Annotated in this window: 17 protein-coding genes; 2 read left to right on the top strand and 15 right to left on the bottom strand. The window is 61.5% G+C overall.

Annotated elements, in window-relative coordinates:
- Positions 1–166 precede the first annotated feature (166 nt).
- A complete protein-coding gene (locus Q8K09_RS07375) occupies positions 167–634 on the top strand; it encodes an Lrp/AsnC family transcriptional regulator (RefSeq protein ID WP_305254318.1) in 468 nt (155 codons plus the stop codon).
- Between the two features lie 174 nt (positions 635–808).
- Here Q8K09_RS07375 and Q8K09_RS07370 read toward each other — a convergent pair whose 3' ends face one another.
- The 14 genes from Q8K09_RS07370 to phnC form a co-directional block, all read right to left on the bottom strand.
- A complete protein-coding gene (locus Q8K09_RS07370; RefSeq protein ID WP_305254317.1) occupies positions 809–2032 on the bottom strand; it encodes a nitrate/nitrite transporter in 1224 nt (407 codons plus the stop codon).
- Positions 2033–2147: 115 nt separating this feature from the next.
- Complete coding sequence (gene phnP / locus Q8K09_RS07365) at positions 2148–2897, bottom strand: phosphonate metabolism protein PhnP (RefSeq protein WP_305254316.1); 750 nt, start codon at positions 2895–2897, stop codon at positions 2148–2150.
- Positions 2888–3451, bottom strand: coding sequence for a phosphonate metabolism protein/1,5-bisphosphokinase (PRPP-forming) PhnN (gene phnN / locus Q8K09_RS07360; protein WP_305254315.1), 564 nt, complete (start codon positions 3449–3451; stop codon positions 2888–2890). The genes phnP and phnN overlap by 10 nt, the downstream gene beginning before the upstream one ends.
- A complete protein-coding gene (locus tag Q8K09_RS07355) occupies positions 3451–4596 on the bottom strand; it encodes an alpha-D-ribose 1-methylphosphonate 5-triphosphate diphosphatase (RefSeq protein WP_305254314.1) in 1146 nt (381 codons plus the stop codon). The genes phnN and Q8K09_RS07355 overlap by 1 nt, the downstream gene beginning before the upstream one ends.
- The gene (phnL, locus tag Q8K09_RS07350; RefSeq protein WP_305254313.1) at positions 4586–5311 is read right to left on the bottom strand and encodes a phosphonate C-P lyase system protein PhnL; all 726 of its coding nucleotides are present in this window, start codon (positions 5309–5311) and stop codon (positions 4586–4588) included. The genes Q8K09_RS07355 and phnL overlap by 11 nt, the downstream gene beginning before the upstream one ends.
- An 88-nt stretch (positions 5312–5399) precedes the next feature.
- The gene (gene phnK, locus Q8K09_RS07345) at positions 5400–6209 is read right to left on the bottom strand and encodes a phosphonate C-P lyase system protein PhnK (protein WP_305254312.1); all 810 of its coding nucleotides are present in this window, start codon (positions 6207–6209) and stop codon (positions 5400–5402) included.
- Complete coding sequence (locus Q8K09_RS07340; RefSeq protein WP_305254311.1) at positions 6206–7084, bottom strand: alpha-D-ribose 1-methylphosphonate 5-phosphate C-P-lyase PhnJ; 879 nt, start codon at positions 7082–7084, stop codon at positions 6206–6208. Before Q8K09_RS07340 ends, phnK begins: the two co-directional genes overlap by 4 nt.
- Entirely contained in the window at positions 7081–8172 is a 1092-nt protein-coding gene (locus tag Q8K09_RS07335; protein ID WP_305254310.1) for a carbon-phosphorus lyase complex subunit PhnI, read from the bottom strand. Before Q8K09_RS07335 ends, Q8K09_RS07340 begins: the two co-directional genes overlap by 4 nt.
- Positions 8172–8783: a phosphonate C-P lyase system protein PhnH gene (gene phnH, locus Q8K09_RS07330; protein ID WP_305254309.1), complete on the bottom strand. Its 612-nt coding sequence runs from the start codon at positions 8781–8783 to the stop codon at positions 8172–8174. The genes Q8K09_RS07335 and phnH overlap by 1 nt, the downstream gene beginning before the upstream one ends.
- Positions 8783–9232, bottom strand: a complete 450-nt coding sequence (gene phnG / locus Q8K09_RS07325) for a phosphonate C-P lyase system protein PhnG (RefSeq protein WP_305254401.1) — start codon at positions 9230–9232, stop codon at positions 8783–8785. The genes phnH and phnG overlap by 1 nt, the downstream gene beginning before the upstream one ends.
- Before the next feature lie 40 nt (positions 9233–9272).
- On the bottom strand, positions 9273–9977 hold the full coding sequence (gene phnF / locus Q8K09_RS07320) for a phosphonate metabolism transcriptional regulator PhnF (RefSeq protein WP_305254308.1): 705 nt from the start codon (positions 9975–9977) through the stop codon (positions 9273–9275).
- Positions 9978–10012: 35 nt separating this feature from the next.
- Positions 10013–10807, bottom strand: a complete 795-nt coding sequence (phnE, locus tag Q8K09_RS07315; protein ID WP_305254307.1) for a phosphonate ABC transporter, permease protein PhnE — start codon at positions 10805–10807, stop codon at positions 10013–10015.
- A 66-nt stretch (positions 10808–10873) separates the two neighbouring features.
- On the bottom strand, positions 10874–11878 hold the full coding sequence (gene phnD, locus Q8K09_RS07310) for a phosphonate ABC transporter substrate-binding protein (protein ID WP_305254306.1): 1005 nt from the start codon (positions 11876–11878) through the stop codon (positions 10874–10876).
- A gap of 51 nt (positions 11879–11929) precedes the next feature.
- Entirely contained in the window at positions 11930–12766 is an 837-nt protein-coding gene (gene phnC, locus Q8K09_RS07305; protein ID WP_305254305.1) for a phosphonate ABC transporter ATP-binding protein, read from the bottom strand.
- 538 nt (positions 12767–13304) lie between these two features.
- Here phnC and Q8K09_RS07300 point away from each other — a divergent pair.
- Positions 13305–13625 (top strand): Arc family DNA-binding protein, encoded by a 321-nt coding sequence (locus Q8K09_RS07300; protein WP_305254400.1) that lies wholly within the window; start codon positions 13305–13307, stop codon positions 13623–13625.
- 117 nt (positions 13626–13742) lie between these two features.
- On the opposite strand, the gene Q8K09_RS07295 is transcribed toward Q8K09_RS07300, so the two are convergent.
- The gene (locus tag Q8K09_RS07295; RefSeq protein WP_305254304.1) at positions 13743–14879 is read right to left on the bottom strand and encodes a sodium ion-translocating decarboxylase subunit beta; all 1137 of its coding nucleotides are present in this window, start codon (positions 14877–14879) and stop codon (positions 13743–13745) included.
- Positions 14880–14888 lie beyond the last annotated feature (9 nt).

Below are 14888 nucleotides of genomic sequence, written 5' to 3'. Positions count from 1 at the left end.
TGGCAACGGTGAGTGCCAACCGGGTTCTGTTGCGTCCGGGATCACCGGGCGCAACGACTGGCTAAGAATATGACTGAGCGGTGCCGCTTTTTTCTTTCTAAATACGCAGGAAAAAGCCAATACTTCGCATGACTTATCCTATAAATACAAAAATTCTGGAGAAATCATGCAAGAAAAACTTAACCCTATCGACCGCAAGATTCTTCGCCTGCTGCAGCATGACGCCGACCTCTCTGCCGCCGAGATCGCCGAGAAGGTCGAGTTGTCACAATCGCCCTGCTGGCGGCGGATTAACCGCATGCAGGAGGAAGGCCTGATCGAGCGCAAAGTCGCCCTGCTCAACCCAAAATTATTGGGCTTGGGGATGACCGTGTTCGTCGATATCAAGCTGTCGGCCCATGGCCGCAAGAACCTGGAAGAATTCGAACAGGCGGTGGTTGGCTACCCCGAGGTGCTGGAGTGTTACACCATGGCCGGTGGCTCGGATTACCTGCTCAAGGTGGTAGCCAAGGACATCGCCAGTTACGAACGCTTCCTGCGTGACCACCTGTTGCAACGCCCGCATGTGCAGGAAGCGCACTCGCACATCGCCATGAGCGAGGTCAAACGCACCACCGAATTACCGTTGGATTAACTGGCCCCGAATAGCACGGGAGGATCGGCCGGCGCGCCGCATTAACCGCGCTGTGCAGTGGACATCTCCCCCCGGGTATCGCTGCGCTCGACCCAGGCTACTTGCTGGCCCTTAGGGTAGGCGGGGCCAGGTGTGCGCATCAGCATTTCCTCACGCCTCGGCGCGCGCAGCGGATCAAGACAACCGGCGGCCCGTAGGGTGCGCCGTGCGCACCAACCCCCGGGTTTTACCTGCCCACCACAGCGCCAGCGGGCCGAGCAGCAATATCACCCCGATCAGGGCAAACGCCGCCCACCAGCCCAACAGGCTCTTGTCGCCCAGTACATCCAGGCTGATGCCAAACAGCAGCGGGCCAAGAAATGCGCCGCTAAAGCCGGTACAGGAATAAATCGCCATGGCCGCACCACGGTGGCTAGCCGGTGCGACGGCAATCAGGCCTGCGGTCAATGAGGCCGAGTCGGCCGTCACGGTGATGCTGTAGAGCAATACCAGCACCAGCATCAGCCAGAATGGCAACGCCGCACTCAGGCCGATAAACAGCGCCAGTACGGTTGAACTGAGCATCACCGCGATCAGCCAGCGCTGCCGGCCAAAACGCAGCGCCAGTTCATTGCCGAAGATGCTCGCCGGCATGCCGATCAAAGTCACCAGCATCGCCACCCAGGTGCCGGACAGCCAGGGATCGCGGCCCTGCAATTGCCCGGAAAACACCACAAAGGCCACCACCCAGGCGCGCATGGCAAACAGTTCCAGGTTATGCACCGCATAGGCCAGGCAGTAGGCGACCACTGCTCGATTCTTTAGCGGGGCAAAATCCAGCAATTTACGCGGCGCATGCTGCACCACCGCTTTGGGTTGCAACCCCCAATAGACCATGGCCCAGGCCAGCAAGGCGCAGACGCCACTGAGCAGGGTCGGCAGTTGCCAGCCGCCAAACGTGGCCAACTCGCCGGCGAGGATAAACGACAGCGCCGTGCCCAAACCGAAGCTCGCCGTGTAGAAGGCCACCGCCCGCGACTGCGCCGGCCCTTCGATGCGCTCGGACAGCGCCTTAAGCCCCGGCATGTAGGTGCCGGCCAGGCCAATACCGGCCAACACCCGCCAGGCCAGCGCCGACCAGAAATCATCGGCAAACACAAAGCCGGCATTGGCCAACGCGGTCAGCAGCATCGCCGCCAGGTAGATCTGCCGCGCGTCGTACTTATCCGTCAGCCCGGTAAGAATCGGCACCGCGACCATATAGCCAAGAAAGAAGCCGCCACCGATCCAGCCCGCCTGGGTATTGCTCAGCCCCCACAACGCCTGAAAATCCGGCAGCAAGGCGGCGAACAGGGCAAAGCCGGCCATGCCCAGGGTTTCCGCACCGCACAGCAGCAGCGTCACACGGCGGGCGTTCATTGGGTTGCTCTCATTACCTTGGGAGGGGTCGGGCGGCGCTCCGCTTTAGCCGCGACAGACAGCTGAACCCAAGAGCTTTCGCGGCTAAAGCCCCTCCCACAAAAGCGCTGGCCGCTCATAACACCCGCCCGTCATGCGCCAGGCTTACGCCGGCCGGCAAGGCATCGGGGTTATCCAGCAACCAGGCATCGAAGCTGTGGCCGATATGAGTAAGCACGGTTTGCCTTGGCTGCAGTTGATCGACCACTTCCAGTGCGCGGGTCAGGTCGTTGTGGTTGCGTGGGGCGATGGGCTGCGGTGCGGTGGAGCAATCCAGCACCAGCAGATCCAGCGGCTGCTGGCGCAACACCTCGGCGCTGGCGTCCGGCACGCCAAGGGTATCGGTGAGGTAGGCGATACGCCTGTCTTCGCCCCCTAGTAGGTATCCAAAGGTGGGTTTCGAGTGATTAAGCGGCAGCGCCGTGACGCTCAACTCACCCAGTTGCCGCCGCTCGAAGGCGGCGAACGGTTGGCTGAAATCGAGAATACCGGGGTGTTTGTACAGGTCAGCCAGGCCTTCCGGGTCATCCGGGCCGTGCACCGGAATAATCAGCCCCTGACCCCAGCGCAGGTGCAGCAAGCCCTGAGCGTGATCGGCGTGGTAGTGGGTTTGCAGAATGCCGCTCAGGCTGTGGGGCGGGAAGCGCTCGCACAGATCGGTCAGGCCGGAATCAATCAGCCAGCGTTGCGCGCCGCATTCAATCAGCGCGCAACAGGGGCCACGGCGCCGCGCGGGATAAACGCGCGCACTGGCACAGGCCGGACAGCTGCAGTTGTACACCGGTACCTGACGGGCATCGCCGGTGCCGAGCAGAGTCAGGCGCATACGCGGCTGGCCCCGATCAGAGCCAGCAGGTTGTCCCCTGCACGCTCAATCGACGCCGAGTTATCCAACAGATGCAGGCCATCACGCTCAGCGCTAGCGGCGTCGAACTGAGCATTACGCGCCAGGCGCAGCTCAATCTGCTCAATGCTTTCACGGCCGCGCCTGAGCAAGCGTTCACGCAACACCGCAGGCTCGACCAAGAGCAATACGCCAATCAGATCGGGATAACGCTGCAAAGCGTGTGGCAAGTAAGCCCGCGAACCGTTGACCAGCACGTCCTGCCCTGCCGCCAGCCAGTCATCGATCTGCCGGGGAATGCCATAGGCCAAGCCGTTGGCACGCCAGCTCAGGGCAAAAGCACCGGCCGCTTCCTGCTGGTCGAACTCGGCCGGCGACACGCCCACCGCCTCCTCGCCCACCGCTTCCGCCGAGCGGGTGATGACCCGCCGGGCAATCACACAGCCACGCGCGGCCAGCCGCTCGCGTGCGGCATCCAACAGGCTGTCCTTGCCCGAGCCCGAAGGCCCCATCAGATAGATCAACCGGCCACTCATCAGAACACCCTTTTCGCTTGTCGCCAGACTTGCTGGATCAACGCCTGGCCGTCATGCACGCGCATCTGCACCAGATCGGCGCGCAGACCCACACGGATTTCCCCACGATCATCCAGCCCCGCCGCCTGGGCCGGCACCTTGCTGACCGTGGCGATGGCGCGCGGCAGATCATACGCGTTGTCTTGCCCGGCCAGCAGCAACGCCGCCTGCAGCAGGCTGGCCGGGTAGTAATCACTGGAGAGAATATCCAGCACGCCATGCCCGGCCAGTTCAGCGGCAGCAATATTGCCGGAGTGCGAGCCGCCGCGAACGATATTCGGCGCGCCCATCAACACCTTCATGCCCAATTCGTGGCTGGCCTTGGCCGCTTCCAGGGTAGTGGGAAATTCGGCGATGGACATGCCGAACCCCGCCGATTCCTGCACATGGGCCAGGGTCGCGTCGTCGTGGCTGGCCACGGAAATACCACGGGCCTGACAGTCGGCAACGATGCTGCGACGCTGACGGTCGCTGTACTGCCGCGAGTTGTCCACCTGCTCCACGATAAACGTCTCCATCTCGGTTTCGCTGAGGTGGTACTTGCCCATGTAGTACTCGCGGTATTTGTCTTCCTTAGCAAACTGGCGCTGGCCCGGTGCATGATCCATCACCGAGACCAGTTGCACCAGCGGGTGCTCCAGCAGATCACGGAACACCGCCAGGGTCTCGGGGTGGCAGACTTCGCAGCGCAGGTGCAGGCGATGATCGGCGCGCATGTGCCCAGCTTGCGTGGCGGCGGCAATGGCTTCAAGCATGGCCGGCAACTGCTGCATGCGCTTGCCGCGCGGGTTCACATCGCCAATCGCCAGGGCGTCAAACACCGTAGTGATGCCGGCCGAGACAATCTGCGCATCATGGGTTTGCACGGCCGAGGCCGAGGGCCAATCCACCCCTGGCCGTGGGCTCATGTATTTTTCCAGGTTGTCGGTGTGCAACTCGACCAGGCCGGGCAGCAGGTAATCGCCATCCAGGTTCTGCGCCTGCGGCAAGCCGCTGACGCCCTCTTCCACCTGAGCAATCAGGCCGTTACGCAGCACCAGGGTGCCGAGAAACTCCTGTTCAGCGGTGACGATGCGCGCGTTGGTGAAAATCTGTTCAACCGGCATACACATACTCCTGCTGCGCTGCAGCGCCCATGTCCTGGCTCATATCAAGGGTGCGATCGGCCACCGCCTCACGAACGGCGCGGTCGTGGAAGATGCCGATCAGCGCGCTACCGGCGGCCTTGGCTTCGTCAATCAGTTCCAGCACCACCTGACGGTTGGCCTCGTCCAACGAGGCGGTGGGTTCGTCCAGCAACATCAGCGGCCAAGCGACCATAAAGCCGCGAGCGATATTCACCCGCTGCTGCTCGCCGCCGGAGAAGGTGCCGGGGGCCAGTTGCCACAAGGCTTGCGGAATGTTCAAGCGACTGAGCAGGCTTTTCGCCCGCGCCTCGGCATCGGTCTTGCTCCAGCCACGGGCCAGGGCCGGTTCCATCACCACATCCAGAGTCGAGACACGGGGAATCACCCGCAGAAACTGGCTGACATAGCCCAGGGTCTGCCGACGCACCGCCAGCACCTGACGCGGTTCGGCACCGACCAACTCAACCCATTCGCCGTTGTGCAGCACGCGAATGCTGCCGCCAGCGGCCAGATAATTACCGTACAGGGTGCGCAGCAAGGTCGACTTGCCCGCACCGGATTGCCCGTGCAGCACCAGGCACTCGCCGGCGCGCACGCTGAAATGCAGCCCGCTCAATACATTCAGCACCACACCGTGCTGCTGATGCAGGGTGAAGGTCTTGCTGAGGCCAGAGACCTCGATAAGCGTATTCATGATTGACCTCATATTGACCCGTAGCCCGGATGCAATCCGGGGATTTGGCATATACCGCCCCCGGATTTCATCCGGGCTACGAAGCGCTTCATGGCTGCAACACCGACGACACCAGCAACTGCGAATAGGGGTGCTGCGGGTCATCGAGAATCTGATCGGTGAGCCCGGCCTCGACCACATGGGAGCGGCGCATCACCATCAGCCGGTCGGCCAGCAAACGCGCTACCGCCAGGTCGTGGGTGACGATCACCACCGCCAGATCCAGCTCACGCACCAGGCCGCGCAACAAGTCGAGCAGACGTGCCTGCACCGACACATCGAGGCCACCGGTGGGTTCGTCCATAAAGATCAGCCGTGGGCTAGAGACCAGATTGCGGGCGATCTGCAAGCGCTGCTGCATGCCGCCAGAGAAGGTGCGCGGCAGGTCGTCGATGCGCAGCGGGTCGATCTCCACCTGTTGCAGCCAGTCGATGCCGGCCGCGCGCAGTTCGCCGTAATGGCGCACGCCCTGAGCCATCAGCCGCTCGCCGATATTGGCCCCGGCCGACACGCCCATACGCAGCCCGTCACGCGGGTTTTGCTCAACAAAGCCCCACTCGGTACGCAGCAGCGTGCGCCGCTGCGCTTCGCTGGCGCTGTACAGATCAACCCAGTTACCGGTCGTATCGCGATAACTGACTGCACCGCAATCCGGCGGGCAGCGCCCCGACAGCAGGCTGAGCAGGGTCGACTTGCCCGAACCTGACTCGCCGACAATGCCCAATACCTCACCCGGATACAGGTCGAACGACACCCCCTGGCAGCCGGTTTCCGGGCCGTACAGACGTGTCAGGTCGCGCACGCTGAACAGCGGCTGCGCCGTGTCGGTGTGCAGCTGCAATTTCTCGGCAGCACTCATTGCGCGCCCTCCTCTTCAAGGTCTCGGCGTTGCATGCAGTAATCGGTGTCGGAGCAGACAAAGCGTTTGGTCCCGGCGTCGTCGACGATCAGCTCGTCGAGGTAGGAATCCTGGCTGCCGCAGAAGGCGCAGCACTCGTCCCAGCGCTGGATCTCGAAGGGGTGATCTTCAAAATCCAGGCTGACCACACGGGTGAACGGCGGCACGGCGTACAGGCGCTTCTCGCGGCCGGCACCAAACAGCATCAACGCCGGGCTCATGTGCAGTTTGGGATTGTCGAACTTGGGGATCGGTGACGGGTCCATCACGTAGCGCTCATCGACCGTCACCGGGTAGGCGTAGCTGGTGGCGATATGGCCGAAGGTGGCGATGTCCTCGTACAGCTTCACGTGCATCACGCCGTAATCCTCCAGCGCGTGCATGGTGCGGGTCTCGGTTTCCGAGGGTTCGATAAAGCGCAGCGGCTCGGGGATCGGCACCTGATAGACCATGATCTGATCGCCGCTCAGCGGTGTTTCCGGGATGCGGTGACGGGTCTGGATCACCGTCGCCTCCGGCGTGCGCGTGGTGGTTTTAACGCCAGCCGTGCGGGCGAAAAAGCGGCGGATCGACACCGCGTTGGTGGTGTCATCCGCGCCCTGGTCAATCACCTTGAGCACGTCGTCTGCACCGAGAATCGCGGCGGTCAGCTGCATGCCGCCGGTCCCCCAGCCATAGGGCAGCGGCATCTCGCGGCCACCGAAGGGCACCTGGTAACCGGGAACCGCCACGGCCTTGAGCAGACCACGGCGGATCATTCTTTTCGTCTGTTCATCGAGATAGGCAAAGTTATACCCGGCTTCCGGGGCGCGAGTGATCTGGCTTTGGGCATTCATGCGCGTTGCTCCTCGGCGGCGGGCTGCTCGCTGGCCTGCTTGCGCAGTTTGCGGATCAGCTCCAGCTCGGATTGGAAGTCGACGTAGTGCGGCAATTTCAGGTGCGAGACGAAGCCTGCGGCCTCGACGTTGTCGCAGTGCATCAGCACGAACTCTTCCTGCTGCGCCGGGCCTTGCGCCTCCTCGGCGTACTCCGCCGCACGCAGCGAACGGTCAACCAGGGCCATGCCCATGGCCTTGCGCTCGGCATAACCGAAGGCCAGGCCGTAGCCACGGGTGAACTGCGCATCAATGCCCTTGCCGCCAACGAACTGGTTGACCATCTCGCACTCGGTGACTTCGATATCGCCCAACGGCACGGCAAAGCCGAGTTCTTCCGGCTCCAGCCAAACCTCGACCTCGCCAATGCGAATCTCCCCGGCAAAGGGGTGATTGCGCCCGTAACCGCGCTGGGTGGAATAACCCAGCGCCAGCAGGAAGCCTTCATCGCCTCGGGCTAACGCCTGTAAACGCTGGGCACGGCTGGCGGGAAAGTCCAGCGGCTCGCGGGTGATATCCGGCACCGCTAAGCCGTCATCGATTTCACGGGCCATCAGCCCTTCGTCGGCGAGAAAATCCAGCACCCGTGGGCACGGCGACAGTTCAGCCTGCGGGTCGACATGCGGCCCCGGCTGTTCGCCTTCGGCCAGCAGAGCGAAATCCAGCAGGCGGTGGCTGTAGTCAAACGTCGGTCCGAGCAACTGACCGCCGGGCAAGTCCTTGAAGGTGGCCGAGATGCGCCGCGACAGCTGCATCTGCGTGGTCTCCAGCGCGGCGCTGGCACCAAAGCGCGGCAACGTGGTGCGGTAGGCGCGTAGCAGGAAGATCGCCTCCATCAGGTCGCCAGCCGCCTGCTTGATCGCCAACGCAGCCAGCTGTGGGTCATACAGCGAGCCTTCGCTCATGACCCGCGCTACCGCTAGCGGCATTTGCTCGCGTACTTGCGCAACGCTCAGCTCGGGAATGGCAATATCGCCACGGCGCTTTTTCGCCAGCAGCAAATGGGCATTGTCGATGGCGCGCTCGCCACCTTTAACCGCGACGTACATCAGGCAGCCTCCTCGGCATTGAGCAGCACATGGGTGCTGCGCGGCAGGCCGATGACCTGCTCGCCAGCGGCGAAGAAGGCATCCAAACCACGGGGAAACGCACTGCGCGCCTGACGCTGCTGCCAGAACGCCGCCGGCAATGGCAGCTCGACGCCGCGCACGTCCTTGATGCCAGGGCCACGCCAGCGCAGAGGTGCACCGCCGCTCAGTGCATCCAGTTGAATCAGCAAGGTGCAGGACTGATCGGGGTAGCGTTCGCTGCCATTGTCAAAATCAGACAAGTCGGCCAACTGGCTGCCATCGAGCAGGGCAAACAGCGCCAGCTCGCGCTCGGCGACAATCGGGCAGCCACAGTGGAACGACAGGTTGGCGCGGATCGCCGGCGTGTCGAAACGCGGCGCCAGCCACAGCGGCGTGTCGCCATCGAGAAACGCCAGACACAGGGCGTAGGTTGCCGGATGCAGGTTTTCCAGGGCCAGGGCGCGGTTCAGCGGTTGAGCCAGGCCTGGTTCGGCCAGAGCTTTTAGGGCGCTGCGGAAACTGGTTTGCGCGTCCAGCACCGGATCATTGAAGGCCGGTTGCAGCCATTGCGAGCTATTCGCCGCGTTCATCAGTCTTCTCCTCGGACCAGGGTGAAAAATTCCACTTGGGTGGTGGCGGTTTCGGCGGCCTTGGCCGCCTGTTTGGCGCGTTGAACCGCGGCCAGCGGTTCGATCAGGCGTGCGTGCCAGTGCGCCTGCTCTTGGCCTTGCAAGTGCGCATCGGCCAGGGCCGCCAGTTCAGCGTGCTGCTTGTCACGACCCGCCACGTAGCTGTAGCCAGTGCGGCCGTCGACCAAGCGCACCACGCAGCGGGTCACGCTCATCTCGCCGAGGTTGAACGGGCTGCCGGTGCCGCCCATACGCCCACGCACCAGGGTCATGCCGATTTCCGGGGCACGAATCAGGCGGTAATCGATTTCCTTCAACGCCGACTCGTAAGTTGCCAAGCTGGCGCCAGCACGGGCGAGTACACCCATCCAGTGCTGACGAATGGCGATCTGCGGATCGCTGTGCTGCATGTCGCTGTGCGGTCTATCGCGGTTCATCAACAAGCCTCCATCAAAGGGCGAGCTGGTACTGGAAGCGGTCGGCGCGGCTGGTCGATAACGACAGCTCCACCGGCCGTCCGGCCAGATCACGGGAAAGGGTTTGCACACTCAGCAGCGGTGCATGTTTAGGCATCATCAGGCGCGCGGCCTCGTCACGGCTGGGCAGGCGCGCGCCGATCAGGCTGAAGGTGCGCGTCAGCGGTAGGCCGCGCTGACTGAGGTACTGACGCAGCGAGCCGCCCTGGTAGTCGGCCAGCAGCTCGGCGTGTTCAGTGCTGAAGGCATGCCGAATCAGGCTGACCGGCTGGCCTTCTATCAGGCGCAAAGTGCTCAGTTCCAGTAACTGCGCAGCACTGGGCAGTTGCAGGTACTCGCGCTCCTCGCAGCTGGCCGGGCGCAGGCGGCTTTCGAGCAACTGCGCCTCAACCTTGTGGCCGAGCGCCGAGAGCGACGCGCTGTACGCACTGCCGGCCTGCATCGGGTAAATCATCGGTTTGGCCAACACCTGCGTGCCCTTGCCCTGGCGACGCAGCAGGCGGCCTTCGAGCACCAGCTCATCCACCGCACGGCGCAGGGTGTGGCGGTTGACGGCAAAACGCGCGGCCAGCTGCACCTCGGCCGGCAGGTAGTCGCCGGGGTTCATGCGCTGCAGCTCATCGCGCAGCACGGCAGCCAGTTCGCGGTACATGGGCCCTGCTTGTCTAGACAAGTGCATGCTTTAAAACGGGCGCCCGTAGGCACCCGGCTCCGTCAGATAAATTGTTTGCGCAGGCGCTGCGAAATGATGTCCAGGAAGCTGACCACCAGAATGATCACGATCAGCAAGGCGCAGGTTTGAGCGAACTGGAAGCCGCGAATCGCTTCCCAGAGAATCACCCCGATCCCGCCGGCACCGACCATGCCGACCACGGTGGCCGAGCGCACGTTGGACTCGAAGCGGTACAGCGAGTAGGAAATCCACAGCGGCAGCACCTGCGGAATCACCCCGTAGATGACTTCCTGCAGCGCGCTTGCGCCAGTGGCGCGCACACCTTCAACCGGGCCCGGATCAATGGCCTCGACCGCCTCGGCGAAGAGTTTGGCCAGCACCCCGGTGGTGCCGATAAACAGCGCCAGCACCCCAGCGAATGGCCCCAGGCCAACCGCCACCACAAAGAGCATGGCGAAGACCATTTCGTTGATCGAACGGCAGGCATCCATCACACGGCGAATGGGTTGATAGACCCACCACGGCACGATGTTTTCTGAGCAGAGAATTCCCAGCGGGATCGCGCAGACAATCGCCAGCACCGTGCCCCACAGGGCGATCTGCACGGTGACGATCATTTCCTTGAGGTACAGCTCCCAGTTACTGAAATCGGGCGGAAAGAAGTCCGCGGCAAAGGTCGCCATGTTGCTGGAGTCGCGGATCAGGGCCAGCGGATTCATCTCCGCGCCCTGCCAGGACCAAGCCAACACAACGAAAAACAGCCCCCAGCCAATCAACTGCGACCAGGAACGCTTGGCAGTCAGGTCGGGCGTGGGTGCGGTGGTCAAAGTGGTCATAACAACGTCTCGAATCATGCGGCAGAAGAAAACGACCCGCCGTAAGCGGCGGGTCGAGAACTGCGATTAACCAGCGCTGACAGGGCTTTGCTTGGCGATTTCAGCCATGCGCTTTTCCAGCTTGGCCAACTCGGCATCCAGCTCTTTGAGCTTGGCGGTTTTGTCGTCGGCCTTTAGCTTGTCGTTGTTGGCCACTTCAGTGCGCTGCTTGAACAGCTCCAGCTGGCGAATCGGCAGCAGCTGGTCGTCATCGGAAGCCTTGAACTTGGCCCACTGCAGACCTTCCAGGACTTTCAGCTCAGCCGGCTGATCGCCATAGGTCATAAAGAATTCGCGCAGCTTGTTCTTGCTGGCCTCATCCAGGTTCTTGCGCCAGACCATTGGGTCAGACGGGATCAGCGGCGAGGTCCAGATCACTTTCAGCTGAGCAGCCTTCTGTGGCGCAGTCACTTCCAGACGCTGCATGCCTTCGCTGTTGAAGGTGCCGATATCGACCTGCTTGTTGGCCACCGACAGCGCGTTGACTTCATGGCTGCCATTGAGCGCGCGCTTGAATATCTTGTTGGCGTCGGCATTGTTCTGGGCGAACACGTAGTAGCCGGGTACCAGATAGCCAGAGGTGGAGTTCGGGTCGCCGTTGGCGAAGGTCAGGGTCTTGGCGTTTTTCAGCATGTCTTCGATCGACGTGATCGGGCTGTCTTTGTGCGCCACCATCAAGCTGTAATAGCCCTGCGAACCATCTGCTGCGACGGTTTGGGCGAATACTTCACCACCGGCACGGTCTACCGCTTCCATCGCCGACTTGTTGCCGTACCAGGCAATATCGACTTTGTCGAAACGCATGCCTTGGATGATCCCAGCGTAATCAGGAGCAAAGAAGGCATTGATCTTGAAGCCGGTCTGCTGGCTCATATCGGCCAGAAAGGGGTCCCACATGGTCTTGAGGTTTTGCGAAGCCTCGGTAGAGATAATGCCGAAATTGAGTTCTGGCTCAGAGGCCTGAGCAGCACCCAAGAGGGAGCCGGTGACCAGGGCGGACGCGGCGAGAACACGACTGATACGTTTGAACATGCGGAGCACTCCTGTTGCGGGTGGGCTGAATTAATGAGACGCGGGGATCACTCAGGCCTTGGCGAGGCTTATAGAGGCCGGTTGCGGGCGCTGCCGACGCGGCTTGTCAGCCGGCAACACATCGACCGCCAACTCGGCGCCATACAGATCGTTGAGAAAATCCGGATTGAGACCTGCGGTTGATCCGTCGAAATGGATGTGCCCGGTCTTGAGCGCCACGGCGCGCTGGCAATAACGCATGGCGTAGTCCACCTGATGCAGGGTGACCACCACGGTGGTGCCGTCTTCACGGTTGATGTCAGCGAGAATCTGCATGACCTTGCGCGCGGATTCGGGGTCCAGCGAGGCAATTGGCTCATCGGCCAGAATCACTTTGGCGCGCTGACACAGGGCACGGGCAATCGCCACACGCTGCTGCTGACCGCCAGACAGGGTCGAAGCACGCTGCTGCGCCAGGTCAGCCAAACCAACGCGCGCCAACGCCTGCAGCGCACGCTGCTTTTCTTCGGCATTGAACAGGCCGAGAGTGCCGCGCCAGCGAGGCATTCGCCCAAGGCAGCCAAGCAGGACGTTTTGCACTACGCTTAAACGAGTCACCAGGTTGAACTGTTGGAAAATGTAGCCAATGTCAGCACGCAGTTGGCGTATCTCGCCATTCAGGTGACCTTGCGCCTGCACCTGACGACCGAGCACTTCGATGTTGCTGCCAGCCGTGCGGTCACCGCAGGCCAAGCCGGCGAGGTGGCGCAGTAAGGTTGATTTACCGGAACCGGATGCGCCAATCAGCGCGACCATTTCACCGGGCTGCACGGACAGCGCCAGAGAATAGAGAGCCTGTTTAGTGCCGAACGTTTTGCTCAGGCTCTCAACGCGGATCGCTGCGTTCATGGGTTCGCCTCTTCAGTTAACGGGTTGACGACCCAGGGTCGCCGCTTGGTGTAGACCAAGGTAGGCAAACTCTGTGACATCCCCGTTAACAGGCCATGACGCTTAGGTGACTACTGCTTTATTTTTCCTGATCTGGAGTGATGCTCGGCTACTAGCGTCAGGGGTTCTTGGCGCACGCTAAGGTAAGGGGCAAATAACAGGATCATCCGCTACTGTTTAACTAGGTGATTCGGGGCGAAGCGTGATCAGCCGTCGGCTGCGATAACCAGGAATGAGGCCCGCTGCGACTTTTGCATCGCACCCAGAAATGCCTATCTTATGTTTAATGGGTCGCATTTCTGACAACCGGTGCTGGCAATGGGCCTCTACCCAAAGCACAATGTGCCACAAGTTTGGCGTCAAATAATCACCTATCCCGTAGCGTAATATTGATGCAAATGATGATTGCGATTGAACAGCTAGTGCTAAAGACGGTCAAAACGGTGACAATCACGTGCTCACTGACAGCATCGCTTCCCTGAACTTACCGGTTAAATGTATGCGACCTATGAAACAGGCTATTTACTCCAGCCGCACGGCTGACAAATTCGTGGTTCGCTTGCCTGATGGCATGCGCGAGCGCATCGCTGATGTCGCGCGCAATCACCATCGCAGCATGAACTCGGAAATCATCGCCCGCCTTGAGCAGAGCATGCTTCAAGAGAGCAGCTTGGGTGACGAAGTCAACGTTAGCCTGGATAGTCCCGAGCTATCCTTGCATGAACGCGAGTTGCTGCAGCGCTTCCGCCAACTGTCTCGTCGCCAACAAAATGCCCTGGTGGCATTGATTGCCCACGATGCAGAGATGGCAGCTGAATAAGCGTAAGTAGCGACGACAAAGCTCGCTACCCACTACCCACGCAATTTATTATTCGCCTCCAAAGAAAAGCCGCCCTGAACAGGCGGCTTTTTTTACAACATCTAAACGCCTTGGTCGTTAGCCGACAAAGTTGAGCAACACCCCGGCTGCTACCGCCGAGCCGATTACCCCAGCCACGTTGGGGCCCATCGCATGCATCAACAGGAAGTTCTGGGGGTTAGCCTCCAGGCCGACTTTGTTCGATACCCGCGCCGCCATTGGCACCGCCGAAACCCCGGCGGACCCGATCAAGGGGTTGACCTTGTGCGTACAGAACACATTCATCAACTTGGCCATCAACACCCCAGCCGCTGTGCCCGCACAGAAAGCCACCATACCCAACAGCAGGATCGCCAGGGTCTTGATCTGCAGGAAGGCATCGGCCGACAACTTGGAACCCACGGCCAGACCGAGGAAAATAGTGACGATGTTGATCAGCGCGTTGCGCGATGTATCGGCCAGACGCTCAACTACACCTGCTTCACGCAGCAAATTGCCAAGGGCAAACAGACCCACCAACGGCGCCGCGTCCGGTAGCAGAAGCCCCACCAGCAAACACAGTACCAGCGGGAAGATGATCTTCTCGGTCTGCCCAACCGGACGCAACTGCTGCATGACAATTGCACGCTCGGCCTTGGTGGTCAGCGCCCGCATGATCGGCGGCTGCAGCAATGGGACCAGCGCCATATAGGCATAGGCCGCCACGGCAATTGGCCCAAGCAGATGCGGCGCCAACTTGGAGGTAACGAAGATAGAAGTTGGACCATCGGCACCGCCGATGATGGCGATCGAGGCCGCTTCCTTCAGGGTGAACTCCAGCCCGGGAATACCCAGTGAAGCCAGGGCCAGCGCACCGAGCAGGGTACCGAAGATACCGAACTGCGCCGCCGCACCCAACAACAGGGTCTTGGGATTGGCCAGCATCGGTCCGAAGTCAGTCATTGCCCCGACACCCAGGAAAATCAGCAGCGGGAACACGCTGGTGGGCAGGCCGACCTCATAAATCATGTGCAGAAAGCCGGATCCCTCGGCCATGTTGGCCACAGGAATGTTGGCCAGCAGGCCGCCAAAACCAATCGGAATCAACAGCAGCGGCTCGAAGCCTTTCTTGATCGCCACATAGATCAGTAGCAAGCAGATCGCGATCATGAAAATCTGACCCGGCTCTACATGATAAAGACCTGTGCTCTGCCACAGCTTGAGGAGCTTATCCATGATTCGCCC

The sequence above is a fragment of the Pseudomonas sp. genome, assembly GCF_030683065.1.
GTDB lineage: Bacteria > Pseudomonadota > Gammaproteobacteria > Pseudomonadales > Pseudomonadaceae > Aquipseudomonas.
This window is presented reverse-complemented; position numbering and strand designations above follow the sequence as displayed.

Bases quoted from the DNA above. Each gene is read 5' to 3' on its own strand.
- phnP (WP_305254316.1), bottom strand. From the start codon at position 2,897: ATGCGCCTGACTCTGCTCGGCACCGGCGATGCCCGTCAGGTACCGGTG.
- Q8K09_RS07340 (WP_305254311.1), bottom strand. From the start codon at position 7,084: ATGAATGCCCAAAGCCAGATCACTCGCGCCCCGGAAGCCGGGTATAAC.
- Q8K09_RS07370 (WP_305254317.1), bottom strand. From the start codon at position 2,032: ATGAACGCCCGCCGTGTGACGCTGCTGCTGTGCGGTGCGGAAACCCTG.
- phnC (WP_305254305.1), bottom strand. From the start codon at position 12,766: ATGAACGCAGCGATCCGCGTTGAGAGCCTGAGCAAAACGTTCGGCACT.
- phnD (WP_305254306.1), bottom strand. From the start codon at position 11,878: ATGTTCAAACGTATCAGTCGTGTTCTCGCCGCGTCCGCCCTGGTCACC.
- Q8K09_RS07300 (WP_305254400.1), top strand. From the start codon at position 13,305: ATGCGACCTATGAAACAGGCTATTTACTCCAGCCGCACGGCTGACAAA.
- Q8K09_RS07295 (WP_305254304.1), bottom strand. From the start codon at position 14,879: ATGGATAAGCTCCTCAAGCTGTGGCAGAGCACAGGTCTTTATCATGTA.
- phnN (WP_305254315.1), bottom strand. From the start codon at position 3,451: ATGAGTGGCCGGTTGATCTATCTGATGGGGCCTTCGGGCTCGGGCAAG.
- phnH (WP_305254309.1), bottom strand. From the start codon at position 8,783: ATGAACGCGGCGAATAGCTCGCAATGGCTGCAACCGGCCTTCAATGAT.
- phnK (WP_305254312.1), bottom strand. From the start codon at position 6,209: ATGAGTGCTGCCGAGAAATTGCAGCTGCACACCGACACGGCGCAGCCG.
- Q8K09_RS07335 (WP_305254310.1), bottom strand. From the start codon at position 8,172: ATGTACGTCGCGGTTAAAGGTGGCGAGCGCGCCATCGACAATGCCCAT.
- phnF (WP_305254308.1), bottom strand. From the start codon at position 9,977: ATGCACTTGTCTAGACAAGCAGGGCCCATGTACCGCGAACTGGCTGCC.
- phnG (WP_305254401.1), bottom strand. From the start codon at position 9,232: ATGCAGCACAGCGATCCGCAGATCGCCATTCGTCAGCACTGGATGGGT.
- Q8K09_RS07355 (WP_305254314.1), bottom strand. From the start codon at position 4,596: ATGCCGGTTGAACAGATTTTCACCAACGCGCGCATCGTCACCGCTGAA.
- phnL (WP_305254313.1), bottom strand. From the start codon at position 5,311: ATGAATACGCTTATCGAGGTCTCTGGCCTCAGCAAGACCTTCACCCTG.
- Q8K09_RS07375 (WP_305254318.1), top strand. From the start codon at position 167: ATGCAAGAAAAACTTAACCCTATCGACCGCAAGATTCTTCGCCTGCTG.
- phnE (WP_305254307.1), bottom strand. From the start codon at position 10,807: ATGACCACTTTGACCACCGCACCCACGCCCGACCTGACTGCCAAGCGT.